Source organism: Streptomyces sp. NPDC026515 (genome assembly GCF_055567595.1).
Map to the genome: position 1 here is coordinate 94,903 of NZ_JBVHQD010000005.1, position 26,207 is coordinate 121,109.

The following is a 26,207-nucleotide window of genomic DNA, read 5'->3' on the forward strand; positions in this document are numbered from 1 at the left end:
CTCGTCCCGCTCGTGCCCGTCGATGTGCGCGGCATGCTAGTACGGGTATCGCTATGCGCACCAGGTTGCGAACAACGCAACTTGTAAGATCTTTGTTCACATCGCGTTACTTGGGCGCTGTTGTTTACTCCGCGTATAGTTCCGTCATGAGCAACTACAGTCCGGACACCGAAACGCACGGCTCATCCTCCGGCGGCGTGCAGTCCGTCGACCGCGCCATCAGCGTCCTGGAGATCCTCGCCCAGCGCGGCGAGGCGGGCGTGAGCGAGGTGGCGGCCGAGATCGATGTACACAAGTCGACGGCGTTCCGGCTGCTCGGCGCCCTGGAGGCGCGCGGTCTGGTGGAGCAGGCGGGCGAACGGGGCAAGTACGCGCTCGGGTTCGGCATCGTGCGTCTGGCGGGCGCCGTCACGGGCCGTATCGACGTCACCCAGCAGGGCCGTCAGGTGTGCGAGCGGCTCGCCGAGGAGATCGGCGAGACGGTCAACATCGCGGTGATGCAGGAGCATTACGCGATCAACCTCTACCAGGTGCGCGGCACGGCCGCGGTCACCGCCCACAACTGGGTGGGCCAGCTGACCCCGTTGCACGCCACCTCCAGCGGCAAGATCATGCTGGCCCACCTGCCGGCGGGGGAACGGGCCGCGCTGATCTCCGACGGCGGCCTGAAGAAGCTCACCCCGCACACCCTCTCCGCCAGGACGAAGCTGGAGAGGAACCTCGCCGAGGCCCGGGAGCGCGGCTACGCCTGGACGCTGGAGGAGCTGGAGATCGGCCTGCACGCCATGGCCGCGCCGATCCGGGACCGGGAGGGCAAGGTCATCGCGTCGATCAGCGCCTCCGGACCGTCCTACCGGTTCACCGAGGAGCGGATGCACGAGCTGGCTCCGTCGCTGGTCGAGGGCGCCGCCGAGATCAGCCACCGGATGGGGTTCCTGGGCTGAGCGCCCTCACTCCGGCTGCCGGGCGCCGAGCCGCTGGTGGACCCAGTCGTGGAAGGCGCCGATGTGGTGTTCGCTGGGCACCAGCACACCGCCCCCGGCGTACAGCCGTGAGCTCATCCCGGGCTGGGTGCGCTCGCAGGCGTCGAAGTCCTGGCGGTTGACCCGGTCGAAGAGCTCCACGGACCGGCTGACGTCCTTGCCGCTCGCCACCACCTGCGGAAGGTAGAGCCAGTCGCACTCGACGACCGTCCGGTCCACGGCCACCGGGTACATCCGGTGGAAGATCACGTGGTCGGGTACGAGGTTGATGAACACCTGCGGTTTCACGGTGATCGCGTAGTACCGCCGGTCCTGGTCCGCGGCGACCGAGGGGATCCGGTCGAGCCCCTCGGAACCGTCGACGGTGAAGCCCTGGATGCCGGTGCCGAACTCGGCGCCGTGGCCCACGTAGTACTGCGCCGCGTACCCGTCGGCGAACTCGGGCAGCACCTCGGTCAGTTCGGGGTGGATGGTGGCGCAGTGGTAGCACTCCATGAAGTTCTCGACGATCAGCTTCCAGTTCGCCCGCACGTCGTAGACGATCCGCCGGCCCACCGTGAGGTGCCCGATGTCGTAGTGCTCGATCGCCGCGATGTCGCCCAGCCGCTCGACGACGGCCCCCGCCACGTCCTCCTCGAAGGACGGCGGGTCCTGCGCGAGGCAGACCCACACATAGCCCAGCCACTCCCGCACGGCCACGCCCACCAGGCCGTACTCGGCGCGGCCGACGTCGGGCATCCTGGTGAGGTTGGGGGCCGCGGCCAGTCTGCCGTCGAGGTCGTAGGTCCAGGCGTGGTACGGGCACTGGAAGGCGCGCCTGACCTCACCGGCCTCCTCGGTGCACAGCCTGGCTCCGCGGTGCCGGCAGACGTTGAAGTAGGCGCGTACCGAGCCGTCCCGGGCCCGGGTGACGAGGATGCTCTCGCGGCCCACGTCCACCGTGCGGAACGCGCCGGGCTTCGGCAGGTCCGCCGCACGGGCGACGCAGAACCACATCGCCTCGAAGATGCGCTCCTGCTCCTGGGCGAAGATCCCGGGATCCGTGTACGCGGCACCGGGGAGGGTGGCGATCAGGCTGTCCGGCAGGCTGGTCGAGGTCACGGTGCACTCCTCGGAGAACGTCGTGGATCGATGGGACGGCGCGGGCGGCCGGTCAGGACGCGGTGCCGAACTGCTTGCGCAGGCGGGTGAACAGCCGCGGCTGGTCCATCGCGAGCACGGCGACCGGCCGGCCCGCCCGCCGGTAGACGGCGAGGAAGCTGCGGTCGCCGGTCGAGCCCTCCTCGACCGTCACCTCGTCGGCGCCGGCCGCGTGCCCGACGAACTGGATCCGCACGCCGTACTGGTCGGACCAGAAGTACGGGGGCCTCGGGACGCCCGGTTCCCCCGCCCCGTGCGCGAGGAGTGCGGCGACGGCCACGGCCGGCCGCTCCAGGGCGCCGGTCCAGTGCTCGACCCGGCGATGCCCGCCGGTGCGCGGGTCGTACCAGTTGGCGCAGTCGCCCACGGCGACCACCGCGGCCACACTGCTGCGCCCGTCGGCCTCGCACTTGACGCCGTTGTCGAGCGCGACACCGGAGCCCTCCAGCCACTCGACGCAGGGGCGCGCCCCCACCCCGACGACGACGGTGTCGGCGGGCACACTGCGGCCGTCCTCCAGGAGAACCGCCGTCACCCGGCGCTCGCCGCTCAGCCCCTTGACCCCGGCCCCGCACAGCAGCCGCACCCCGTGGTCGGTGTGGAGGGCGGCGACGACGGCGCCCATGGCCGGGCCGAGCGGTCCGGCCAGCGGGGCCGGCGCGGCCTCGACCACGGTCACGTCGAGCCCGAGGGCGTACGCCGTGGCCGCCACCTCGGCGCCGACGAACCCGCCGCCGATCACCACCAGCCGACCGCCCCGGGCGAGGTCCTCCCGCAGGGCGCGGGCGTCGTCGAGGGTGCGCAGCACATGGACCCCGGCCAGGCCCCCGGTGCCGGGCAGGGTACGGGCGGCGGCACCGGTCGCGACGACCACGCCGTCGGCGCGGACCTCGCGGCCGTCGGCGAGCCGGATCGCCCGTCCGGTGCGGTCGAGCCCGGTGGCGCGGACCCCGAGCAGCCACTCCGCGCCGAGTTCCTCGTCGTCCCGCTCCAGCGCCAGGTCCGCCTCGCCGAGGGCGCCGGCCAGGAACTCCTTGGACAACGGCGGCCTGTCGTAGGGGCGATGGGGCTCGTCACCGATGACGACCAGACGGCCGTCGTACCCCCGTTGCCGCAGTGCGCGCGCGGCCGACAGTCCGGCCAGCGAGGCGCCCACCACGGCGACGGTCCTCACGCGGCGCCCCCGGCCAGCCGTGCGGTGACGCACGGCGGCAGGGCGGGGGCGTCCGCGGACAGCCGGACGTAGACCGTGCCGTCCTCGACGACGACCGTGTGGGTACGGACCGGGCGCTTGGCCGGGGGTGCGTCCACGGCGCCGGTGCGCAGGTCGAACGTCGAGGCGTGCAGGGGGCATTCGACTCCGCGGCCCTCCAGCCAGCCGTCGGCGAGCGAGGCGTCCTGGTGGGTGCACGTGTCGTCGATGGCGAAGAGCTCGCCGTCCTCGGTGTGGAACACCGAGACGGGTGGGTCGATATCGAGCCGACAGGCCTCGCCTCGCGGCAGATCCGCGAGGCGGCACGCGGGAATCATCATGACACCTCGGTGCGTATAGCGAAACGGAGTGCGATGAGCGCAACGTCAGTCTGAGGGCGGCTCCGAAGCGTTGTCAAGGCGTTCATCCGCCGGTTCGCACGGGTCGCCGCGCCGGTTCGCACGAGCCGCCGCTGCGGCCCCCGGGCATGCCGAAGTGCCCCGGGAATCAGGGGTGAACAGGGGGAAAGGGGATCTCTTCGAGGGGGTCGGCGGCGGTACGGCGGAGGACCGCGGCCGATACGCCCCGGGCTCCTCGCCCGAGCGCCGCCGGGCGCGGGACGGCATCGTGGAGCGACCGCCCGGACGCGTTCACGGCCTCGTCGGGTGGATGGCCCGGGGCACGGGGTCACGGGCGTGGCGGGTACGGCACCCGGCGTCGCTCTCAAGGGAGTTGCCGGTGCGGAGGCCGAGGCCCGGCACCTGCCGGCTCGGCAGGCGGCACCCCGGCCGGCCGGCGGGCGAGTCGCCCGCCGGCCGGCCGCTGAGGAGGTCAGTCGTCGTCAGAGCCGGGGACGACGACGAGGAAGGCGTCCGTCCGCAGGTCCATCACGACCGTCGCGGGCTCACCCGCGGCACGGCACTCCGCCGCGTACTCCTCCGCCGGCCACGAGCCCCGCGGAGCTCCGGCAGGGAAACGTTCCAACACCTTCGCGCTCATCGCGGCAGACACCTCCAGCGTCCTTGCCTCCGGCCGGCTACGGCTCCTGTCCTGCGGTTCGTCTGCCCGCGATGGACGCGGACATGCCCAGGAGCGGCCCGGTGCCGCCATCCGCCGCTCCCGGTCGACCGCGGTCCCCGGCGGGCAGATCATGGAATCTGCCGCATCCGGAACGGCGGCACACAGGGAAGTGATCTCCAGGGGGGCCGACGCGGAGGACGCAGAGCTGATGAACGCTGACGACCAGGCCCCCGGTCTGCGTTGCCTGGTCACCGGGGCGACCGGATACATCGGCGGCAGGCTGGTGCCGGAGCTGCTCGCCGAGGGCCATCGGGTGCGCTGTCTGGCGCGCTCCCCCGGAAAGCTGCGCGACCATCCCTGGGCCGGGCAGGCGGAGGTGGTGCGGGGCGATGTCACGGACGCCGCCGACGTCGCCGAGGCCATGCGGGGCGTGGACGTCGCCTACTACCTGGTGCACGCGCTGGGCAGCGGCGGCGACTTCGAGGCGACCGACCGCAGGGCGGCGCGGATCTTCGGCGAGGCGGCCCGGGCCGCGAGGGTACGGCGTGTCGTCTACCTCGGCGGTCTGACCCCGTCGGGCGTGCCGGAGTCCGAACTCTCGCCGCATCTGCGCTCGCGCGCCGAGGTGGGGCGGATCCTGCTGGACTCCGGGGTGCCCACGACCGTGCTGCGTGCCGCGGTCGTCATCGGTTCGGGCTCGGTCTCCTTCGAGATGCTGCGCTATCTGACCGAACGTCTGCCGGTCATGATCACCCCCAGCTGGGTGCGTACCCGCATCCAGCCGGTGGCGGTCCGGGACGTGCTGCGGTACCTCGTCGGCAGCGCCCGGATGCCGGCCGGCGTCAGCCGCGCCTTCGACATCGGCGGACCGGACGTGCTGACCTACCGGGACATGATGCTGCGGTACGCGGCGGTCGCCGGGCTGCCCCGCCGGGTCATCCTCCCGGTGCCGGTGCTCACCCCCGGCCTGTCCAGTCACTGGGTCGGGCTGGTCACCCCCGTCCCCGCGTCGATCGCCCGGCCGCTGACCGAGTCACTGCGCCATGAGGTCGTCTGCCACGAGCACGACATCGCGCGGTACGTGCCCGACCCGCCCGGGCATCCGTTCGGGTTCGACGAGGCGGTACGGCTGGCCCTGCAACGCATCCAGGACGCGCAGGTGACCACCCGCTGGTCGTCGGCGGCGGTGCCCGGCGCGCCCAGCGACCCGCTGCCCACCGACCCCGACTGGGCGGGCGGCAGCCTGTACACGGACCGGCGGGAACTGACCGTGAACGCCTCACGGGAGGCCCTGTGGCGGGTGATCGAGGGCATCGGCGGCGACAACGGCTGGTACTCCTGCCCGCTGGCCTGGGCGGTACGGGGCCGTCTGGACCGGCTGGTGGGCGGGGTGGGGCTGCGCCGCGGGCGGCGGGACGCGACACGGCTGCGGGTGGGCGACTCGCTGGACTTCTGGCGGGTGGAGGAGATCGAGCCCGGCCGTCTGCTGCGGCTGCGCGCCGAGATGCGGCTCCCGGGTCTCGCCTGGCTGGAGATGTGCGCCGACACGGACCCCGGGGGCCGTACCCGGTACCGCCAGCGGGCCCTGTTCCATCCGCACGGACTCCTCGGCCACGCCTACTGGTGGAGTGTCTCCCCCTTCCACGCGGTCGTGTTCGGCGGCATGGCCCGCAACATCGCGCTCGCCGCGGCCCGCGCCCCGGCCGCCCCCGCGAGCACATCAACGGCCGGCGGGTGACCGGCCGCATCCGCAGGGCCGCCTGGGCCGGAAGTACCTCACCGGCCGCCTGCCATTCGATCCCGGAGAAGTCTCATGAACGTCTCGGTCGTCCTGTTCACCGCCGACCTGCGCCTGCACGACCATCCGCCGCTGCGGGCCGCCAACGAGGCCCGCGAGGTGGTTCCGCTGTTCGTACGCGACCAGGGCGTCATGGACGCCGGGTTCGCGGTGCCCAACCGGCTGGCGTTCCTCGCCGACTGTCTGCGGGACCTCGACGGCGGTCTGCGCAAGCGGGGCGGCCGGCTGGTGGTGCGCTCCGGCGACGTCGTCGACGAGGTCTGCAAGGTGGCCGCCGAGACCGACGCCGACGAGGTCCATCTGGCCGGCGACGTCAGCGCCTACGCCCACCAGCGGGAACAGCGGCTGCGCCGGGCGTTGGAGGCGGAGGGGCGACGACTGCACGTGCACGACACCGTGACCACCGCCGTGACGCCCGGCGACCTCACCCCGGCCTCCTCGGACCACTTCGCCGTCTTCACCCCGTACTTCCGCCAGTGGTCCGGCGTACGGCTGCGCGATGTGCTGGCCGCGCCGCGCGTGGTGCGGGTGCCGGACGGGGTCGGCTCCGAGGCAGTGCCCTCCCGCGCGGACCTCTCCGGGGTGTCCGAGGGTCTGGCGGCCGGCGGGGAGTCGGAGGCGCGCACGCGCATGAGTGCCTGGCTGGGTGGCGGGATCGACGGGTACGAGGACCGGCACGACGACCTGGCGGGTGACGCCACCTCCCGTTTCTCGCCCCATCTGCACTTCGGGACGCTCTCCCCGATCGAGCTGGTCCAGCGGGCGCGCACGGTGGAGGGGCCCGGACCGGAGGCCTTCGTACGGCAGCTGGCCTGGCGGGACTTCCACCGCCAGGTGCTCGCCGCCCGGCCCGCGGCGGCCACCGCCGACTACCGCACCAAACGCGACCGCTGGCGCTCCGAGTACGCCGCGCGCCAGGACATCGAGGCCTGGAAGGAGGGGCGCACCGGATACCCGGTGATCGACGCGGCGATGCGCCAGCTGCGCCACGAGGGCTGGATGCACAACCGGGGCCGGCTGCTGGCCGCGAGCTTCCTCGCCAAGACGCTGTACGTCGACTGGCGTGTGGGCGCCCGCCACTTCCTGGACCTCCTGGTCGACGGCGACGTCGCCAACAACCAGCTCAACTGGCAGTGGATGGCGGGCACCGGCACCGACACCCGCCCCAATCGCGTCCTCAACCCCGTGACCCAGGCCAAGCGGTACGACCCCGACGGGGCGTACGTCCGCCGTTGGGTCCCCGAACTCGCCTCGGTCGACGGCCCGTCGGTGCACGAGCCGTGGAAGCTGCGAGGACTGGACCGGGCCGGGATCGGCGACTACCCGGATCCGGTGATCGAGCTGTCCGAGGGCCTCGCCCGCTTCAAGCAGGCCCGCGCCCGCGACTGAAGGAGCCCCGCGCATGGCCACCCCGCACTGGCTGTTCGGCGACCAGCTCGGCCCGCACTTCCTGGCCGCCGGCGACGGCGGACCCGACCGCGGCGCACCGGTCGTGATGGTCGAGGCCAGGTCGGTCTTCCGGCGCCGGCGCTTCCACCGGGCCAAGGCCCATCTCGTGCTGTCCGCGATGCGGCACCGCGCGGCCGAACTCGGCGACCGGGTGAGGTACGTACGGGCCGAGACCTACCGTGAGGGACTCCACCAGGCCCTCGGCGGCGGCTCTGTGACGGTCCATCACCCCACGTCCCGGGCGGCTCTGCGACTGGTGTCGGCGCTGCCCGGCGTCACGGTGCTGCCCGCGCGCGGATTCCTGGTCCCGCACGAGGAGTTCCGCGCCTGGGCGGACGGGCTCGACGGGCAGCGGCTGCGCCAGGAGGACTTCTACCGCCGGGTGCGGCGCGGCCACGGCATCCTCATGGACGGCGACGTCCCGGCCGGCGGCCACTGGAACCACGACCACGACAACCGTGAGCCGCCGCCGAAGGGCGCGCGGACCCTCGGCGCCCCGGCACCGTACCGGCCGCGCGAGGACGAGGTGGACGAGGAGGTCCGCCGCGATCTGGACCGCTGGGAGCGCGAGGAGGGCATCCGGTTCGTGGGACGGGACGGTCCGCGCCTCTTCCCGGCCTCCCGCCGGGAGGCGCTCGCCGCGCTGCGCCGGTTCGTCGAACGGCGCCTGGCCGGTTTCGGCCCCTACGAGGACGCCGTGCTCGCCGCGGACCCCGTCATGAACCACAGCCTGCTGTCCTCCTCGCTCAACCTCGGGCTCCTGGACCCACTGGAGTGCGTGGCGGGCGCCGAGTCGGCCTGGCGGTCGGGGGCGGCACCGGTCAACAGCGCCGAGGGGTTCGTGCGGCAGATCGCCGGCTGGCGCGAGTACGTGTGGCAGCTGTACTGGTACTTCGGCGAGGACTACCGCCGCCGCAACGCGCTGGGGCATCACGCGCCGCTGCCGGAGTGGTTCCTGGAACTGGACGCCGACGCGGTCACCGCGCGCTGCCTGGCGACGACCCTGGCACAGGTCCGCGACACCGGCTGGACCCATCACGTCCCCCGTCTGATGCTGCTCGGCAGCCATGCCCTGCAGCGGGGCTGGGACCCGGCCGCGGTGACCGACTGGTTCCATCGCTGCTTCGTCGACGGCTACGACTGGGTGATGCTGCCGAACGTGGTCGGCATGTCCCAGTACGCGGACGGCGGGCGCATGACGACCAAGCCGTACACCTCGGGCGGCGCGTACGTGCACCGGATGAGCGACCTGTGCGGTTCGTGCGCCTACCGCCCCGCCGACCGGGTCGGCGACCGGGCCTGCCCGTTCACGGCCGGCTACTGGTCCTTCCTGCACCGCCACCGGGCCCGCCTGTCGGACAACCCCCGCATGGCCCGGGCGCTGGGCGGCCTGGACCGTCTCACCGACCTCGGCGAGGTCCTCCGCCAGGACAAGCGGCGCGGCACGGGTCCGCCCTGACCCGGCGGAGCGCCAGGGCCCGTCCGGCGGATCGGGTCGCGGGCGGGCACCGGCGCCTCGTCAGCGCCGGTGAGCGGGGTCCGGTGCGTCCCACCACGAGGCGGAGGACGGCGGCGACGCGACGGGGGCACCTCCCGGCCCAGGGCCGGGGGACGTCGACGACCGACGACAGCGCCGTCATGGCCCCCTCCGGGGAAGGACGTGGCAGACCCCGCGTCCACGGCGTGATCCGCGGGACAGGCGCTGGGGCGTGTCGCGAAAGTCCCGTCGTTCGCCCGAAGGGCGGGCCGTGCGGCGTCAGGCGCGTGCTCCCGTCGTGCCGGGCGGAAGTCCTCGTACGGGATGTACTCGGGCCTTCGCCCGGTGCGGCGAGCGTGCGTGCACGGCGTCGCACCGCAGACGCGACTTTCGCAACACGCCCTCTAGCCGCGGTGCAGGTCCTCCAGCACCTCGCGGGCGGCGCGGGCCCCGGAGGCGAGGGCGCCCTGGACCGAGCCGGTGGCGCGGTGGTCCCCGCACACGTGGCGGCCCCGGGTCACCCGGCTGGTGCGGCTCAGCGGCCACGGAGGCGGCATCGCGGGCAGCGCGTCCGGGACCGTGCGGGTGGTGAGGAGGTCCCAGCCGGCGGTGTCGGTGCCGTAGGCCTCGGACAGGGCCGCGCGCAGCGACGGCTCCCGGCCGCCGGCGGCCGCGCCGAGGACCGAGGTGGCGACGAGCGCGGTGCCGGCCGGTGCGTGGCCGGGGACCACGTCGCTCAGGACGCAGGTGTTGAGGAAGCGGCGGTGCTCGTCGACGAGCAGGGTGGGCTCGCCCAGGGGCGAGCGCTCGGCGGCGTGGTAGTACGTCGTCACCGTGCGGCCGGCGGGGACGTCCAGGCCGGGGAGCAGGCCGGCGGCCGGGCCCGCGCCGGTGGCCACCACCACGGCGCGCGCGGGCACCTCGGTGCCGTCGGCCGTGACGGCGCCGTCGTCGGTGAGGGCGGTCACCGGTGTGCCCAGCCGGACCGCTCCGCCGGGCAGGTCGGCGGCGAGCGTGTCGGGCACCGCGCCGATCCCGTCGGCCGGCAGGCACAGGGTGCCGCGCAGCATGCTGCGCCACACGAGGTGGAAGAACCGGCTGGACGTCTCCAGGCCGTCCTCCAGGAAGACACCGGAGAGGAACGGCCGGAGGAACCGTTCGACGAAGTCGTCGGAGAATCCGGCCGCGGCCAGCTCGGTGCGGGTGGTGCGGTCCTCGGGCCGCTTCACCAGCCGCACCGGGGCGAGCATGTCCCGGGCCGACAGCAGCACGAGGGCCACGAGGTCGCGGGCTCCGGCGACCCGCCCCGTGACCAGGCCGGGGAGGGTACGGGGCCGCCGGGTGGGGTCGCCGAGGCGCACCGGCCCACCCTCCCCGGTGTGGACGAGGAAGCCGGGGGTGAACGGCCGGAGCCTGAGGGCACGCAGCGAAAGCCGGCGGCGGACCTGGGGGTACGAGGTGTTGAAGACCTGGAAGCCGCGGTCGACGACGAAGCCGTCGACCCGGTCGGAGCGCATCCGGCCGCCGACCGCGTCGGACGCTTCGAGCACCCGGACGTCGAGCCCGGCACCCAGCAGGTCCCGGGCGCAGGCCAGTCCGGCGACGCCCGCGCCGATCACGAGAACGTCGGGGATACGGGCGGACACGGACATGACGGGCCCCTCGGCTGCTCGGACCGGCGGGCGGGATCCCGGCCGGCGTCGGCCGCGCGCGGTGACGCACGCGTGTGTGAACGACTTCCCGTCCTGCGGGTACCCCGGATGCAGCGAAGGGCCCACCGGACCTGCCGAGGGGCGACCGTCAGGACGGTTCGCCGGCGGCCCCCTCCCGGTACGCGGCACCGAGGATGTCGAGGGCGTGCTGCAGGCTCGGCGGCCGGAGCATCCCGCGCGCCGAGGGACCGGACCAGCCGGGCCCGCCCAGCATCACCAGGGGACGGCGGCGCGCGCCCTTCACACCCCACTGGGTGTCGGCGACGTGCCGGGCCAGCGGCAGGCTGGCCGTGGAGCGCGCCTGGGCCCACAGCACCACGGCCGACGGGCCGAGCCGCCGCACCGCGGCCACGAGCGCCTCGGCGGGCACGGCGGCGCCGAACATGCGGGTGGGCAGGCCCAGTTCGGCCAGCCCGGCATTGAGCGCCTCGATCGGCAGGGTGTGCTGCTCGCCGGGCACGCAGGCGAGGACGACGGGTCCGGCGCCCTGCCGGTCGGGCGGCGGGGTGCGCCGGCGCAGGGCGGTGGAGACGTACCAGGACAGCAGGTGCTCGACCTCGACGTAACGGTCCCCGGACGAGACCCACTTGCGTCCCACGGCGTGCAGGGTCGGCACCATCACCTCCTGCCAGGCGACGGCGATGCCGTACTGCTCCACGGCGGTGGTCAGCAGTTCCTCGACGGCCGGGGCGTCCAGCCGTACGGCCGCCCGGGCCAGCCCCCGGCACTCCTGGCGTGCGTCGACGAGGGGCAGCGCCCCGGCCGCGTGCGAGGGGCCGCGGACCGGCGGTGGCACCGTCGCGGCCGTCCCCGGCGGCGCCTCGGCCGTCTCCCTGGCGGCTCGGGCGGCCTCGGCCGGCGGCACCCCCGACGAGGTGAGCCGGCACATCGCCTCCAGCACGGCCACGTCCCGCGGGCTCCAGCGGCGGTGCCGTCCGTCGGCGCGGATGGCGGGCCCGATGCCGTAACGGCGGTCCCAGGAACGGAGGGTGGTGGGCGACACCCCCAGCCGGCGGGCCAGTGCACCGGTCGTCAGGGGCATGTCCGCCGCCCTCGCGGCTCTTCCCGGCGGGTCCTGCGTCTCGCCGTGCGAGGCGTTCCCCCAGGCGGATGACTGACTCATGGCAGCGACTATACGACGCAGAAACGATGCGAGTTGATGACCAGGTTCCGGTGCTCGGACGATGAACGGTGCCAGGGCTCGTACCGGCGGCCGTTCCGGGTCCGCCCGTCCGGGCCGCCGGCCCCTCCGAGGGCCGCCCTGCGAAACGAGGAGCCGCCGACATGAGTCCGCAGGGCAGTGCCGCGGCGACGGAGCCGACGGCGGAGTCGCTCACCGACGAGGAGCTCGCGCGCGGCCTGGTGGCGGGCGACGAGGACTGTCTGGCGGCGGCCTATCACCGCTGGTCGGCGCTGGTGCACACGCTGGCCTGGCGGTCCCTTGGCGACGCCAGGGAGGCGGAGGACGTGACCCAGCTGGTGTTCCTCGGGGTGTGGCGGGGACGGCGGGGTTTCCGCCCGGAGCGCGGCACGTTCGGCGGCTGGATCACGGGGATCACCAGGCGGAAGATCGCCGACGCGCTGGCCGCCCGGACGCGTCGGCTCGCGGTGATCGCGTCGGCCGGTTCGTCGCTCGCCCTCGCCGATCCCGCGGCCCGGCAGCCCGACGCGGCCCTTGACCGGTTCGTCGTCCTGCACGAGCTGGCCAAACTGCCCGCCCCTCAGCAGCGGGTGCTCCGGCTGGCCTTCTACGAGGACCTCACCCACACCCAGATCGCGGAGCGCACCGGCTGGCCGCTGGGCACGGTCAAGAGTCACGCCCGCCGCGGCCTGCACCGGCTGCGCGGCACTCTCCAGCCGGAGGCGTTCGGCTGACTCGCTCACCCGGGCCGCCTTTCGCATTTCTCTTCGATGCAGAAGCGATGCACCCCGCACCCCACACCCCGACCTGCATCCCGCTCTACACATAAAAGGAAAATAAGGGCAGAATGTCCTATAGCGGCGTACAACGCACGCACCAGACGCGGTCAGGCTGCACAGTCAAAGGAGACGACTCATGGCCAACGTCTCGCACGGCAGAAGCGACATATCGAGCCACCCCGATGTAGGCGAGATGCGGGAGCGTTACGACCGCATGCTCGGCGGTCGTGATGTGGCCCTCGTGGACGGACCGGTGTTCCTGCTCGGTCTGTACTGCGCGGCGTCCCCGTGGATCCTCCACTACACGGCGAGCCAGCCGGCACTGATGACCCACAACCTGATCATGGGCATAGCGATAGGCCTCCTGGCACTCGGGTTCACCCGGGCTCCGGAGCGCATGTACGGCCTCAGCTGGGCCATGTGCGCCCTGGGCATCTGGATGATCATCGCGCCCTGGGTGGTCGGCCGCAGCCCGGACACGGGCGTCATCATCAACAACGTGATCATCGGCGCGCTGGCACTCTGCCTCGGGCTGGTGTGTGCCGCCTCGGCGGCCAAGCGGACGCCCGTGCCGTAGCCACACAGAGCTCCCCCTCAGAAGGGAGGACGCGGGACCGGTCCGGTGACGGCGGACCGGCCCCGCCGCGTCGTTCACCGGCCGGGTACCAGCCAGGGCTCCTGCGGAAGCGGACTGCCCGTCTCGATGAGGGACTTCAGGTTGGACAGCACGGCCGGCCAGCCCGCCGAGATGGCGCGCAGCTCGTCCTCGCCGTCCAGGTCCTCGTGGGTGACGGTGAGCCGGACGATGTCGGCGTGCGGCCGGATGTCGAAGGTGACCCGGGAGTGCCGGTCCGGGTCCCCCTCGTGCTCCGGCGCGGCCCAGCTGGTGACCAGCCGGCTCGGGCGGTCGCTCTCGACGACCGTACCCACCACGTCGGCGACGCCCGAGCCGTCGGTGCGCACGTGTTCCCAGCGGGAGCCGGGCCGCCAGTCGGAGACGTTGGAGTGCCCCCAGTAGACGGCGGTCAGGTCGGCGTCCGTGAGGGCGTCCCAGACCCTCTCGGGGGTGCTGGCGATGTAGGTGACATAGACATAGCTGGGTTTGTCGCTCATGGTTTCCTCGGCTCGTCGCTTCAGGTCGCCGAGCGCACGCAGCCGCGGGCGCTCGAACTTGTCGATCCACCGCTCCTGGATCTCCTGGAGCGGCACGGGGTTGAGGTAGTGCAGCTTCTCCCGCCCCCGCCGCACCGTGCTGATCAGGTTCGCGGCCTCCAGGACGGCCAGATGCTGGGTCACCGACTGCCGGGTCATCGCGATGCGCTCGCACAGCTCCCCCAGCGTCTGGCCGTTCTGCTCGTGCAGCCGGTCCAGCAACCGTCTGCGCGTGTCGTCGGCCAGCGCCTTGAAGACCTGGTCCATCCCGCTGTCGTCCCCTGATCGCACACTCAACGTTATGCAGGCAATTGCCTGCATGTCAAGCCGCGCGAGGAGCACGCGCGGTGTCCGGCACGAAAAAGGCCTCACCCGACGGGAGTCGCCCGTGCCGGGTGAGGCTGACGTGGGTCCCGGAGTCTCTAGACCGCGACCGGGTCCTGCGGTGTCAGGTACTCCTCGCTGATCTCCTTGCGGCCGAACGGCCACACCTTCTCCAGGCGCGCCCAGATCAGGAACGCCACGCACCCGAGGACGAGCCAGGCCAGGGACCACTCGATGGGGTGGCGGCCCGGGGAGTTCTTGTCGGCGTACCCGTAGATCACGCACCAGCCGGCGAAGGCGATGACGCTCGGCACGGGGTAGAGCCACATACGGTACGGCCGTTTCAGCGTCGGCTGGCGGCGCCGCAGCACACTGAGCGCGAGGATCTGGGCCAGCGCCTGCACGATCACCATCACGGTGGTGAGCAGCTGGATCAGCGTGGCCAGGTCGGTGTGGCGGCCGATCAGGAAGCCGATCGCGGTGATCACGCCCATGGTCGCCAGGCCCAGCATCGGGAAGCGGTGCTTGGGGTGGAGCTTCTCGTAGGGGCGGAAGAAGACCCGGTCGCGGGCCGCGTCGTAGGGCACCCGGGAACCGCCGAGCAGGCCGGTGAAGACCGAGGCGAAGGCCGTGATCAGGATCAGTACGGTCACCGTGTCGGCGGCGCCCTTGCCCCAGGTCTCCTCCAGGACCGCGGAGGCCACCGAGGTCGAGGCGATGTCGTGCGCGTTCGTCATGCGGTGCCAGTCGATGACCCCGAGCGTGCCGATCTGCAGCAGCAGGTAGATCGCCATGATGCCGACGATCGAGAAGAGGATGGAGCGCGGCAGGACGCGGCCGGGGTCCTTGATCTCGGCGCCCATGTAGGCGGTGGTGTTGTAGCCGAGGTAGTCGTAGATGCCGATGGTCAGGCCCGCGGCGAAGCCCACCCAGAAGTGGTCGCTGGTCAGGTCGAAGGCGTGCGCCGGGTAGGTGAAGGCGAGGTGCGGGCTGAAGTCGGAGGCCGCGGCGACGATCACCAGCAGCACCGAGGCGATCATCACCGTCCACATCACGGCGGTGATCCGGGCGATGTGCTCGATGCCCCGCCAGAGCAGCAGCACCACCAGCACGATGATGCCGAGCCCGATGAGGTCGCCGGAGGTCTGGCCGAGGCCGGGGGCCAGATAACCCAGGTACTGCACGAAGCCGACCACGCCCGTCGACATGATCAGCGGGATGAAGAGCATCGCCGTCCAGACGAACAGGAACGGCATCAGACGTCCGGTGCGGTACTGGAAGGCCTGGCGCAGATAGACGTAACTGCCCCCGGAGCCGGGCATCGCGGCGCCGAGCTCGGCCCAGACGAGACCGTCGCAGAGCGCGAGCAGGGCGCCCGCGACGAAGCCGATCACGGCCTGCGGGCCGCCGAACGCGGACACCATCAGCGGGATGGTCACGAACGGGCCGATGCCGCACATCTGGCTCATGTTGATGGCGGTGGCCTGGAACAGGCCGACGCGCCGGACGAAACCGCCGTCGGACGGCGGACTACCGGGACCGAGGGGACTGCCGGGACTACCGGACATGGGGGCTCCTGAGCGAGGCGCTGGGGACGGGGCGGGACGCGGCCGACGGACGGCGGCCGATTCGGCGGGATGGCCGATAAAGTTAAGGAGCCTTACTAGATGCGTCAAGTATGCGTCGGGAATCGGTGAGAATGGTGTGATGGCCGCCAGCGACGTCGTAGAGCAGCAGGAACAGCCCTGGAGCCGGCAGCGACTGCGCAGCACCAACGAGCGGCTGCTGCTGGACCGGCTGCGCCGGCTCGGGTCCGCCTCCCGCGCCCAACTCGCCCGTGAGACCGGCCTGTCGAAACCGACGGTGTCCAGCGCGCTCGCGGCACTGGAGTCGGCGGGCCTGGTCCGGGAGGCCGGCACGCACGCCCCGGAGCGCGGCCGCACCGCCGTGCTGTACGCCCCCGACCCGGCGGCCGGTCACGCGCTCGGCGTCGACGTGGGACGCGGCTGGCTGCGGGTGGCGGTCGCCGACCTGGACGGCACCCTGGTCGCCCGCTCCGACGTGCGCAACCGGGCCCGGGGCTCCGGCGCCATGGCCGACCTGCTGGTCACCACCGCACGGCAGGTCGTCGCCAACTCGGGCGTCGATCCCGCCGAGGTGGTGCACGGCGTGGTCGGCACGCCGGGCGTGTACGACGAGCGGCAGCGGCGGGTGCGGTACGCGATGCACCTGCCCGGCTGGGGGCGCGCCGGGCTCTTCGACCGGATGCACGAGGAGCTGGGCGTCCCGCTGGAGGTGCACAACGACGCCAATCTCGCGGCACTCGGCGAGTACACGTACGGCGCCGGGGCGGGCAGCCGGCTGTTCGCGTACATCATGATCGGGACCGGCCTGGGGATGGGGGTCGTCAGCGAGGGGCGGCTGTTCACGGGGGCCCACGGGCTCGCCGGGGAGATCGGCTTCCTGCCCTGGCCGGGACGGCAGCGCAAGCCGGAGCGGCTGGAGGACGCGGTGTCGGGGGTGGCCGTGGTCGAGGCGGCACGCCGGTTCGGGATGACCGGTCAGCTCACCGCGAAGTCCGTGTTCGACGCGGCCCGCCAGGGCGACCCCGCCGCCGTCGAGGCGGTGCGCCTGGAGGGCGAGCGGATCGCCCACACGGTGGCCGCGGCCGCCGCCGTACTCGACCCCGACCTGGTGGTGCTCGGCGGCGGGGTCGGCCACAGCGTCGACCTGCTGCTGCGGCCGGTACGGGAGCATCTGCGCACGCTCACCCCGCTGCGTCCGAAGCTCGCGCCCAGCCGGCTCGGCGAGGACGCGGTACTGCTCGGCGCGGTGGCCACGGCCCTCGGCACCGCCCGTGACCTGGTCTTCCAGCGCAGGTCGGGCACGTCCTGAATCCGCCGCCGCCAACTCGCGCGGACACCACGGTGATTGACACCACCCTCTCGGGACCCTAGCTTGAGCCGGGTTAGTAAAGTTTCCTAACTTTACGAGCCTGGAGACCACGTGTTCCCTCGCCGCGCCCCCGGACACCGCCTCGCCACGGCCGCCGTGGCCCTCGGCCTGCTCGGTTCACTCAACACCAGTGCCTGGGCCGGAGCCCGCGACCCGGCCCACGGGCCCGCCCGGATCACCCGTGTGCCGTCCGCCGCCGGATCGCGGACCGCACTGTCCGGATACGCCATCCGGTCGACGGCCGACGTGAGCGACTCGGCTGCGGCGGTCTCCTCCCCCGGCTATCCCGCCAGGGGCTGGTATCCGGCGGGCCCCCGGTCCACCGTACTGGCCGCGCTCCTCGCCGACGGCGCGTACGACGACCCGTTCGTCTCCACCAACCTCCAGAAGATCCCCAAGTCGCCCTTCCAGGTGCCCTGGTGGTACCGCAGCGACTTCACCGTGACGGACACCTCGCGGCGCACCTACCTCGACTTCAGCGGGGTGATCTCGGCGGCCGACGTCTACGTCAACGGCCACCGGGTGGCGACGACCGCCGACGTCACCGGCGCCTACACGCATCACGAACTGGACGTCACCTCGCTGGTCCGGTCCGGGACCAACACGGTCGCCTTCCGCATCCAGCCCAACGATCCGGACAAGAACCTCACCATGGGCTGGATCGACTGGCTCCAGCCGCCGCCCGACCAGAACATGGGCATCGTCCGTGACGTCGTGGTCCGGCGCGGCGGATCGGTCGCGCTGCGCGACGCGCACGTGGTCACCGAGCTGGCGGTGCCCTCCCTGGCGACGGCCGACCTGACGGTGAAGGCCGAGGCCCGCAACGATTCGGACCGGCCGGTCACCGCCGAGGTCTCCGGCACGGTCGCCGGAGTGGCCGTGTCCAGGTCGGTCGCGCTCGCCGCGCACCAGACCAAGACCGTCACCTTCACCCCCGCCGACGTGCCGGGACTGCACCTCACCTCCCCGAAGGTGTGGTGGCCGGCCGGCATGGGCGGTCAGCCGCTGTACGACCTCGATCTCACCGCCTCGGTCGCCGGCACGGCCTCGGACACCGCGCACGAACGCTTCGGCGTCCGTGACGTGCGGGCACCGCTGAACTCCGACGGCGCACGCCAGTACTCGGTCAACGGCCGCAGGCTGCTGATCAAGGGCGGCGGCTGGTCACCGGACGAGTTCCTGCGCTGGGACCGGACCTATGCCGAGGACCGGCTGAAGTACGCGCTCGACCTCGGGCTCAACGCCATCCGGCTGGAAGGGCACATCGAGCCGGACGAGTTCTTCGACCTCGCCGACCGGTACGGCATCCTCACCCTGCCCGGCTGGGAGTGCTGCGACAAGTGGGAGGGGCAGGTCAACGGCGACGGCGAGCGCGGCGAGAAGTGGACGGCCGCCGACTACCCGGTCGCACAGGCCTCCATGGCCGCCGAAGCCGCCCGGCTGCGGGACCACCCGAGCGTCGTCTCCTTCCTGATCGGCAGCGACTTCGCACCCGACGCGAAGATCGAGAAGCTCTACCTGGACGCCTTGGACGCGGCCGACTGGTCCGTCCCGGTGATCTCCGCCGCCTCCGACAACTCCACTCCGCAGCTGGGCAGTTCAGGCATGAAGATGACCGGGCCCTACGACTGGATCCCGCCGAACTACTGGTACGCCAAGCGGGAGGGCGGCGCCACCGGCTTCAACTCCGAGACCAGCGCGGGCCCGGACATCCCCACCCTGGACACCCTGCGCCGCATGATGACCCCGGCCGAGCTCGACACCCTCTGGAAGAACCCGGACCTCAAGCAGTACCACCGCTCCCCGTCCCCGGTCTTCGGCACCCTCAAGGTCTACGACGACGCCCTCACCGGCCGGTACGGCGCCCCGAAGAGCCTCACCGACTACGTCCGCAAGGCGCAGCTCGCCCAGTACGAGAACGTCCGGGCCCAGTACGAGGCGTACGGACGCAACCAGACCGACGCCGCGGCGCCGTCCACGGGGGTCGTGTACTGGATGTTCAACAGCGGCTGGACGTCCCTGCACTGGCAACTGATGGACCGTTATCTCGATCAGGGCGGTGCCTACTTCGGCGCGAAGAAGGCCAACGAGCCGCTGCACGTGCAGTACTCCTACGACGACCGCACGGTGGCCGTGGTGAACAACCGGCACGCCGCGGCGTCCGGCCTCACCGCGCGAGTGACGCTCTTCGACCCCGACGGAACGCAGCGGTACGACAAGTCGGTCGCCGGTGTCTCGGTCAAGGGCGACGGCGCGCACACCACGGCGCTCACCCTGCCGGCGTCGGTGAGCGGACTGCCGTCCACGTACCTGGCGCGGCTGGTCCTGACCGACGCGGCCGGCCACGAGGTGAGCCGCAACGTCTACTGGCTCTCCACCAGGGCCGACTCCCTCGACTGGGCGAAGACCGACTGGTGGCACACCCCGACGACCGGCTACGCGGACCTGAAGGGGCTGGCGTCGATGGCCCGGGTGCCGGTCACGGCGACGGCGTCGACGACGCAGGCCGACGGCACGTCCACCACCACGGTCACCGTCCGCAACACGGGAACCGGGAGGACTCCGGCCCTGCTGACGGACGTCCATCTGGTCGACGCGGACGGCAGGCCCGTGCTGCCGGTCCGGTGGTCGGACAACGAGGTGAGCCTGTGGCCGGGCGAGTCGGCGACCGTGACGGCCACCTACCGCACAGCCGACCTGCACGGCTCGGATCCCCGGGTGCGGGTCTCCGGCTGGAACGCGCTGGAGCGGACGGTTCCGGCAGCCGCGCCGGAACCGTCCGCCGGGATCAGCTCACGTTGAGCGCGGTGTCGTCGACGACGAACGACGTCTGGAGGGTCGACCCCTCGGCACCGGAGAACTTGATGGTGGCCGTGGTGCCGGCCAGGGAGGAGACGTCGAAGCTCTTCAGGACGTATCCGGAAGCCGCGTTGAGATTGGAGTACGTGGCCAGGGTGGTGGATCCGGCGGTCACCGTCAGCTTGTCGTAGGCGGTGCTGGTGGTGGTCTCCGCGGTGTCCACGTGGAGATAGAAACTGAGCGTCGCGGAGCAGCCGGACGGGATGGTCACCGACTGGGACAGGGTGTCGGTGTGGGCCGATCCGTAACCGTCGAGCCAGGCCTTGTACGAGCCGGTGCGGGCGGTCTCGCCGCTGGAGTTGGTGATGACCCCGCTGCTGCCGGTCCAGGTGGTGTTGCCGGACTCGAAGCCGGGGTTGCCGAGCAGCTGGGCCGCGGTGCAGGTGCCGCCACCGCCTCCGCCGCCGCCACCGCTGCTGCCGCCCCCGGCGAGCCAGGCGGTGGCGTTCAGGGCGAGCGCCGCGTCGGTGGCGCCGCTGTCGTTCCAGCCGTCGTACAGCGTGTTGCCGGACTGGCCGGTGCCGTCGTCGACGGGTGAGGTGTCGCCCCAGAAGGCCACGCGTCCGCTGCCGAAGGTGCTGGTGGCGAAGAAGGCGCCGGTGTTGCCGGAGTAACCGCTGCGGTAGAGCAGGCCCTTGACGGCGGAGTTGTCCGACGGCTTCAGGGTCGCCGTCGTCCCGTCGGCGATCAGGCTCTTGGTGACGGTCCCGAAGGATCCGTGCAGCACCGGGTTGGTGCTGTCGCTGATCGCCGCCGGGTAGCCGGAGCTGATGTCGAGCGTGTCGATCGAGAAACCGAACGGGTCGGTCGAGTCGACGCTGTTGTTCGTCATCAGGTCGTTGAAGATCTCGACGGCGTCGTAGCCGTCGTTGTTGCGGTCGGCGCCGGTGTGGTCGGAGACCATGAACAGGCCCCCGCCGTTCTTCACGAAGTTCATGATGGCCGTCTTCTCGGCGGTCGTGAACAGCGTGTTGGGCTCGGGCAGCACCAGCGCGTCGAAGTTCGACAGGTCGGTGGTCGACGAACCGCCGTACGCCAGCGCGCTGGTGGCGGTCTTGAGGCTGTAGCTGCCGGTCTTCTGGAGGGCGACGCCCCAGGACGACAGGGCTCCGGTCCAGTCCGTCTCCGAGGAGGGCGAGGAGTCCTGGGAGAGCGGGTCGGGCTTGCTGGTGGAGATGATCCAGTCCGCGTTGCCGGCCTCCTCGGCGTGCCCGTCGTCGAACAGGACGCGGTAGGTGGTGGCCGCGTGGGCGGGGGCGGCCGCGGTGCCGATCTGGAGGGCGGCTCCCGCGGCGAACAGGGCGAACCCGGCCAGGGCGGTGGTGATTCTGTGGCGGGATCTGCTGGATCCGGACATCCGGCGAACCTCCATGAGGGGGTGGGGTTGAGGCGGTGGGGGCGCCAACTCTTCGCGCGTAGAACCTGGTTGAGATTTCTACACGCGTCGACTCATTGAAAGGTACATGGCATGTCTGATCGATGAACAGAAAACCGCTGTAACAACCGGAGGAGACTGCGCGTGCATCGAGCGGGCAGATTTGACTCAGCGGGGCATCGACGAAGAGGGGCGGACATGGAGATCTCGGGCATCATCAGTGCCATCATCATCGGTATCATCATCGGTGTGCTGGGGCGCCTGGTCGTCCCCGGCCGCCAGCACATCGGCATTCTGCTGACCATCGTCGTCGGTGTCGTGGCGGCGCTGCTGGGGTCGGCGATCGCGGCCGGTTTCGGCGTGGCGGACACCAAGGGGCCGGACTGGATCGAGTGGTTCATCCAGATCGCGCTGGCGGCAGTGGGAGTGGCGGCACTCGACCGGTCCAGGGGCCGCCGCTGAGCCCGGGGCTCCCCGCCTTCGGCCACGCACGCCCCGTCCTGCGGCCCGCCGCACAGCGAGCGGCGAGGCCGCGGCGGACACCGGAAGAACACTCCGGGGCGGCCGCGGGGACGACCCCTGCCGGTCGCCCCGCGGCCGCACCACCGCCAGGTACCCGACGAGGCGGTCCCGGTTGCGGGCCAGGCAGTCGATCCGGGCCTGGACGCGCTCGCGCTCGACGTGCCCGCTCAGCAGCGCGGCCGCCCCCGGGGTCACGCACTCGCGCGGCGGATGGATCTGCCCGGGCCCGGCGGGATACGGCAGGATCCGGGTCACCCGCCTTCCGGTCGACCGGTACCCGCGGGCCACGTTGCTCACCCCGCTGGCGCTGTTCGCCTCCGTACTGCTGGTGCTCGGCCGGTACGCCGGCACGCCCGTCGTGCTGGTCGGCGCCGTCGCCCCGTGGGGCGTGGCCTTCGGCGGGGCACCCACCCTGATCCAGACGGCGCTGCTGGGCGCCTCGGGACCCGCCGGCGCCGAGGCCGCGACCTCGCTGCAGACCACCGTCCACAACACGGGCGAGGCCGCCGGCTCCCTGGTCGGCGGCCTCGCCCTGGACCGGTTCGGCCCGGCAGCGCTGCCCTGGGCCGCGCTGCCGCCGGTCCCGGTCGCGCTCGCGGTCGTCGCGCTGGGCCGCCGGTACGCCTTCCCGGGCGGCCGGCCCGGAACGGCACGCGGCGGCACGTCGGTTCAGCCGAGTTCGAGCGTCGTCACCCCGAAGACCCGCTCCAGGGCGTAGTCGCGGACCGGGCCCGTGTACATCCGGGCGGTCTCGAAGGAGGGGGTGAATCCGGCCTCTTCGGCGAGGGCGACACCCACCGTGCTGGTCTCGGGCACGTCGACGGCGACCTGACGGCCGGCCGCCTCGGCCATGAGCGCGGTGAACAGGGCGCGGGCGTCCTCGGCGGTGTCGGCGAACAGGGGGCCGACGCGCAGACAGTCGTGGCCGGGGCGGATCACGCCGTAGCCGGTGAGGCGGTCGCCGTCGTGGCGGACGAAGGCCCGGTGGCCGGTGGCGGTCAGCCAGGCGGCCAGGAACCGCGGCCGGTCGGCCGGACAGCAGACGCCGTCGTACGCCGTGACGGCCGGCAGGTCGGCGGCGCGTGCCGGGCGGACCCCCGCGGGGATCCCGGCGACCGGGGCGCAACCCACGAACCGGGCGGTGCGGTAGGCCAGTTCGAAGCCCGACCGGCGGTAGTTGTCCTGCTGGGCCACCACCCCGTCGAGACCCACCGTACGAGTGCCGGCGTGCGCCAGGGCGGTCTTCCAGGTGGCAAGGCCGTGGCCCTGGCCGCGCAGGTCAGGGCGGACCAGGTACCAGCCGAGGAACGCGTAGTGGGCGTCGTAGTTGACGACGGAGACGGCCGACACCGGCGTGCCGTCGACCCGGCCGATGAAGAACCCTCCGGGGTCCTGGGCGAAGAAGGCGGGGAGGTCCGACAGCCCGGGATTCCAGCCCTCGTCCACGGCCCAGCCGCGGACCACGGGCCAGTCCTCGGGCATGGCCTGGGTGACGACGAGGTCCTGGGGGGCCGGGGAGGTCATCGACGGGCTCCGTTCTGAGGTGAGGGGGCGCACGGGCGCGGCAGGCGGCGCCGCGCCCGCAGCATCCTTCCCGATCACCGGGCCCGGCACCACGCCGGGATCAAGTCGTCCGAAGGCCCGGCGGGGCCCGTCGGCGGGCTTGTCGACGGGGGCGGTCCGCCAGGACGCGCGCACGGCACCGGCCCCACCGGTCGGGGTCCCGCGGGGCCCGCACGCACGGATCCCGGCGAGCCGCCTCGGCGGCTCGCCGGAGGGTCAGCGCGTGCGGCCCGTGCGGAAACGCCGGTGCAGGACGGTTCCTGCGACCAGCAGCGCCGCGCTGCCCGCGACGGCGGCACCCGTGAGGTCCGCCCCGGTGTGGGCCAGCGTGCCCGCCGCGACCGACGGTGCGGCGGAGGAGTCGGCCTTGGGACCGGGGTGGGTCTTGACCGGGGTGGGGGGCGGCGTGCTCGGCGGCTCCGTGGTCGGGGTCTCACCGGAGGTGTTCACGGAGGTGTTGCCGGTGGCCGGATTGAGCGCCCCGACCACGTTCACGCTGTTGCCGCTCACGTTCACCGGAAGGTCGACCGGCAACTGGACGCCGTTGCCGGAGAGCACCCCGGGCGAGTCCTCCTCGGCGCCCCGCGCCGAGGCGCCGCCGGTCGTGGGGCCACCGGTCGTGGCGCCACCGGTCGTGGCCGAGTCGCCGCCGATGTTCTCACAGGTGTTGCCGGCCGCCGGATTCAGGAGCCCCACCACGTTCACGGTGTTCCCGCACACGTTCACCGGGACGTGCACCGGCAGCTGAATGCCGTTGCCGGAGATCACTCCGGGCGAGCCGTCCGCGACGCCGTCCGCGCCGGCGTCGGCCCAGGACGGGGCCGCGAAGGCCATCGCACCGGAGGCGGCGGCGACGGCGATCACACCGTTTCGGGTAACCCGCTTCATAGGTTCCCTGCCTTCCAGACATTGTTGCGGGCGGTCGCCCGCACCTTCTAAAACGGGGATACGCCGTCCGAGTTATGGCTTATCTACATTTAACCCAATCGAGTGACATCGATATCGAACTCGGGGCAAAACCCTGTAGGGAACCTGAAGCCGATGATCATGCCCGGGTACGGCAGTCCGCTCCGGCCCGCTCGCCGGGAGGCGTACCCGCCAGGACCCGCTTATGGTCGTCGAAAGCCCTGATTCCGGTCCGCCACGGAGCGTCCCTGGAGGCCCTCGATGCCGGCCATGCCCCCTAACCGGCCCGCCGCGCGTCGCTGCGCCGGAGCCGGAGCCGTCGCGCTGGCCCTGATCGGCGCCGGGCTTCCCGCGACCGCCACGGCGATCGGCAACGAGCCGGACCTGAGCCGCTTCTACCGGCAGAAGGCCCACTGGACGGCGTGCGAGGACGGGGCGCTGCCCAAGGACATGCAGTGTGCCCGGGTGACCGTCCCGCTCGACTACGCGAAGCCGGCCGAGGGCACCATCGACCTGGCGCTGTCCCGTTACCGGGCGACCGGGAAGTCGCGGGGCTCGGTGCTGCTGAACTTCGGCGGCCCCGGCGGTTCGGGCGTCACCGGGCTCGGGCTCGACGGCAAGGACTTCCTGAGCCTGACCAACGGCTACGACGTGGTCGGCTTCGATCCGCGCGGGGTCGGCCGCTCCTCCCCCGTCAGCTGCGGCGACGGCCTCGACGACCCCTCGGCGGACGCCGGCGCCCAGAAGCTCCCCGACGTCGCCCATCCGCAGGCCCTGATGAAGACTCTCGAGCAGCTGACGGTCCGGTGCACCGAGCACTCCGGCCCCGTGCTGGCCCACATAGGCACCGTGAACGCCTCCCGGGACCTGGACGTCATCCGCCAGTCGCTCGGCGACAAGAAGCTGAACTATCTCGGGTTCTCCTACGGCACCAAGCTCGGCGCGGTGTACGCGGCACAGTTCCCGGACAAGGTGGGCCGCATGGCCCTGGACGGTGTGGACACGCTGACCGAGTCGATGGCCGAGCAGGGAGTGGCGGGCGCCCAGGGGCAGCAGACGGCGCTGGACGACTTCCTCGACTGGTGCGTCACCGACCTGGGGTGCCCGTTCGGGCAGGACCGGCGCAAGGCCGGGGAGGCGGTGGTGGAACTGGTGCGCTCGCTGGACGAGAACCCGGTGCCGTCCGACTTCGGCGGTCCCTTCACCGGTCAGGACCTGGTGGGCGCCATCGTCCAGGCACTGTACAGCAGGGACCAGTGGTCGCTGCTGCAGCGGGCGCTGGCCTCCCTGATCGAGGACGGTGACACCCGGGGGGCGCAGAACATCGCGTCGGGCGGCTACGCCCTGCCGGTCGGGCAGCCGCGCGGCAGCGGGCCGGTCGGCAGCGCCGGCATCCCCGTGGACAACCTGTCGGCCGCACTGATGGCGATCACCTGCGCCGACGACCCCGATCGGCCGAGCGCCCGGCAGGTCGCCCGGGACGTCGACCGGCTCCGCGAGGAGTACCAGCAGGCCTCCCCGGTCTTCGGCCGGTTCCGCCTCACCCAGGTACTGCTCTGCTACGGACGGCCGCGTGGCACGGACTTCATCCGCGACGAGGTGAAGGACGTGCCGACGGCCCCGATCCTGCTGGTGGGCACGCGCGGCGACCCGGCGACGCCGTACCGCTGGGCGGTCGAGACGGCGAAGCGCCTCGGGCCGTCGGCCGTGGTGCTGGACAACAGGAGCGACGGCCACACCGGCTACACGTCCTCCACCTGCGTGCACGGCAAGGTCGACGACTTCCTGCTGTACGGCACGCTGCCGGCCGACGGCAGCTCCTGCCCGGCGGACGGCACCCGCGCCGGCTCGTCGGGCTGA

At 72.5% G+C, this 26,207-nt stretch carries 22 protein-coding genes; 11 read left to right on the top strand and 11 right to left on the bottom strand.

All coding sequences use genetic code 11. From position 1 onward, the window contains the following. Positions 1 to 146 precede the first annotated feature (146 nt). Positions 147 to 944, top strand: a complete 798-nt coding sequence (locus ACZ4O3_RS11245; RefSeq protein WP_362728158.1) for an IclR family transcriptional regulator — start codon at positions 147 to 149, stop codon at positions 942 to 944. A gap of 6 nt (positions 945 to 950) precedes the next feature. Here the strand turns inward: ACZ4O3_RS11245 and ACZ4O3_RS11250 are convergent, their stop codons facing one another. The 4 genes from ACZ4O3_RS11250 to ACZ4O3_RS11265 all read right to left on the bottom strand — a co-directional run bounded on the left by ACZ4O3_RS11250 (position 951) and on the right by ACZ4O3_RS11265 (position 4,314). After that, complete coding sequence (locus ACZ4O3_RS11250) at positions 951 to 2,084, bottom strand: aromatic ring-hydroxylating oxygenase subunit alpha (protein WP_467721974.1); 1,134 nt, start codon at positions 2,082 to 2,084, stop codon at positions 951 to 953. A 52-nt stretch (positions 2,085 to 2,136) separates the two neighbouring features. Then, the gene (locus ACZ4O3_RS11255) at positions 2,137 to 3,297 is read right to left on the bottom strand and encodes an NAD(P)/FAD-dependent oxidoreductase (RefSeq protein WP_467721975.1); all 1,161 of its coding nucleotides are present in this window, start codon (positions 3,295 to 3,297) and stop codon (positions 2,137 to 2,139) included. Continuing rightward, on the bottom strand, positions 3,294 to 3,656 hold the full coding sequence (locus ACZ4O3_RS11260; RefSeq protein ID WP_385002838.1) for a bifunctional 3-phenylpropionate/cinnamic acid dioxygenase ferredoxin subunit: 363 nt from the start codon (positions 3,654 to 3,656) through the stop codon (positions 3,294 to 3,296). The genes ACZ4O3_RS11255 and ACZ4O3_RS11260 overlap by 4 nt, the downstream gene beginning before the upstream one ends. Before the next feature lie 490 nt (positions 3,657 to 4,146). Next, positions 4,147 to 4,314 carry a hypothetical protein gene (locus tag ACZ4O3_RS11265; RefSeq protein WP_362727429.1) on the bottom strand — a complete coding sequence of 56 codons (168 nt, stop codon included), beginning with the start codon at positions 4,312 to 4,314 and terminating at the stop codon, positions 4,147 to 4,149. A gap of 229 nt (positions 4,315 to 4,543) precedes the next feature. On the opposite strand from ACZ4O3_RS11265, the gene ACZ4O3_RS11270 reads away from it, so the two are divergent. The 3 genes from ACZ4O3_RS11270 to ACZ4O3_RS11280 all read left to right on the top strand — a co-directional run bounded on the left by ACZ4O3_RS11270 (position 4,544) and on the right by ACZ4O3_RS11280 (position 9,041). Next, positions 4,544 to 6,073: an SDR family oxidoreductase gene (locus ACZ4O3_RS11270; protein WP_467721976.1), complete on the top strand. Its 1,530-nt coding sequence runs from the start codon at positions 4,544 to 4,546 to the stop codon at positions 6,071 to 6,073. Between the two features lie 75 nt (positions 6,074 to 6,148). Beyond that, on the top strand, positions 6,149 to 7,522 hold the full coding sequence (locus tag ACZ4O3_RS11275) for a cryptochrome/photolyase family protein (RefSeq protein ID WP_467721977.1): 1,374 nt from the start codon (positions 6,149 to 6,151) through the stop codon (positions 7,520 to 7,522). Positions 7,523 to 7,535: 13 nt separating this feature from the next. Beyond that, positions 7,536 to 9,041, top strand: coding sequence for a cryptochrome/photolyase family protein (locus ACZ4O3_RS11280; protein ID WP_467721978.1), 1,506 nt, complete (start codon positions 7,536 to 7,538; stop codon positions 9,039 to 9,041). 422 nt (positions 9,042 to 9,463) lie between these two features. Here the strand turns inward: ACZ4O3_RS11280 and ACZ4O3_RS11285 are convergent, their stop codons facing one another. Beyond that, the gene (locus ACZ4O3_RS11285; RefSeq protein WP_467721979.1) at positions 9,464 to 10,711 is read right to left on the bottom strand and encodes an NAD(P)/FAD-dependent oxidoreductase; all 1,248 of its coding nucleotides are present in this window, start codon (positions 10,709 to 10,711) and stop codon (positions 9,464 to 9,466) included. A gap of 148 nt (positions 10,712 to 10,859) precedes the next feature. Further along, positions 10,860 to 11,894: a MerR family transcriptional regulator gene (locus ACZ4O3_RS11290; protein WP_467721980.1), complete on the bottom strand. Its 1,035-nt coding sequence runs from the start codon at positions 11,892 to 11,894 to the stop codon at positions 10,860 to 10,862. Positions 11,895 to 12,055: 161 nt separating this feature from the next. On the opposite strand from ACZ4O3_RS11290, the gene ACZ4O3_RS11295 reads away from it, so the two are divergent. Continuing rightward, complete coding sequence (locus ACZ4O3_RS11295; RefSeq protein WP_467721981.1) at positions 12,056 to 12,646, top strand: sigma-70 family RNA polymerase sigma factor; 591 nt, start codon at positions 12,056 to 12,058, stop codon at positions 12,644 to 12,646. Between the two features lie 181 nt (positions 12,647 to 12,827). Beyond that, complete coding sequence (locus ACZ4O3_RS11300) at positions 12,828 to 13,268, top strand: SPW repeat protein (RefSeq protein WP_351324199.1); 441 nt, start codon at positions 12,828 to 12,830, stop codon at positions 13,266 to 13,268. Between the two features lie 74 nt (positions 13,269 to 13,342). On the opposite strand, the gene ACZ4O3_RS11305 is transcribed toward ACZ4O3_RS11300, so the two are convergent. Both ACZ4O3_RS11305 and ACZ4O3_RS11310 read right to left on the bottom strand, forming a co-directional pair. Further along, complete coding sequence (locus ACZ4O3_RS11305) at positions 13,343 to 14,110, bottom strand: ArsR/SmtB family transcription factor (RefSeq protein WP_467722181.1); 768 nt, start codon at positions 14,108 to 14,110, stop codon at positions 13,343 to 13,345. Between the two features lie 155 nt (positions 14,111 to 14,265). Further along, complete coding sequence (locus ACZ4O3_RS11310) at positions 14,266 to 15,735, bottom strand: APC family permease (protein ID WP_467721982.1); 1,470 nt, start codon at positions 15,733 to 15,735, stop codon at positions 14,266 to 14,268. 139 nt (positions 15,736 to 15,874) lie between these two features. Between ACZ4O3_RS11310 and ACZ4O3_RS11315 the strand changes: the two genes are divergently transcribed. After that, positions 15,875 to 17,062 carry an ROK family transcriptional regulator gene (locus ACZ4O3_RS11315; RefSeq protein ID WP_384991554.1) on the top strand — a complete coding sequence of 396 codons (1,188 nt, stop codon included), beginning with the start codon at positions 15,875 to 15,877 and terminating at the stop codon, positions 17,060 to 17,062. 111 nt (positions 17,063 to 17,173) lie between these two features. Further along, positions 17,174 to 19,924 (top strand): glycoside hydrolase family 2 protein, encoded by a 2,751-nt coding sequence (locus tag ACZ4O3_RS11320; protein ID WP_467721983.1) that lies wholly within the window; start codon positions 17,174 to 17,176, stop codon positions 19,922 to 19,924. On the opposite strand, the gene ACZ4O3_RS11325 is transcribed toward ACZ4O3_RS11320, so the two are convergent. Further along, positions 19,911 to 21,338: a hydrolase gene (locus ACZ4O3_RS11325; RefSeq protein WP_467721984.1), complete on the bottom strand. Its 1,428-nt coding sequence runs from the start codon at positions 21,336 to 21,338 to the stop codon at positions 19,911 to 19,913. The genes ACZ4O3_RS11320 and ACZ4O3_RS11325 overlap by 14 nt on opposite strands. A gap of 216 nt (positions 21,339 to 21,554) precedes the next feature. Here ACZ4O3_RS11325 and ACZ4O3_RS11330 point away from each other — a divergent pair, with 216 nt between their 5' ends. Further along, on the top strand, positions 21,555 to 21,818 hold the full coding sequence (locus tag ACZ4O3_RS11330) for a GlsB/YeaQ/YmgE family stress response membrane protein (protein WP_384991562.1): 264 nt from the start codon (positions 21,555 to 21,557) through the stop codon (positions 21,816 to 21,818). 172 nt (positions 21,819 to 21,990) lie between these two features. Beyond that, entirely contained in the window at positions 21,991 to 22,596 is a 606-nt protein-coding gene (locus tag ACZ4O3_RS11335) for a hypothetical protein (RefSeq protein WP_467721985.1), read from the top strand. On the opposite strand, the gene ACZ4O3_RS11340 is transcribed toward ACZ4O3_RS11335, so the two are convergent. Beyond that, positions 22,548 to 23,402 (bottom strand): GNAT family N-acetyltransferase, encoded by an 855-nt coding sequence (locus ACZ4O3_RS11340; RefSeq protein ID WP_467721986.1) that lies wholly within the window; start codon positions 23,400 to 23,402, stop codon positions 22,548 to 22,550. The two genes, ACZ4O3_RS11335 and ACZ4O3_RS11340, sit on opposite strands and share 49 nt — an antisense overlap. 255 nt (positions 23,403 to 23,657) lie before the next feature. After that, a complete protein-coding gene (locus tag ACZ4O3_RS11345; protein WP_467721987.1) occupies positions 23,658 to 24,329 on the bottom strand; it encodes a chaplin in 672 nt (223 codons plus the stop codon). A gap of 279 nt (positions 24,330 to 24,608) precedes the next feature. On the opposite strand from ACZ4O3_RS11345, the gene ACZ4O3_RS11350 reads away from it, so the two are divergent. Next, on the top strand, positions 24,609 to 26,207 hold the full coding sequence (locus ACZ4O3_RS11350; RefSeq protein WP_362723639.1) for an alpha/beta hydrolase: 1,599 nt from the start codon (positions 24,609 to 24,611) through the stop codon (positions 26,205 to 26,207).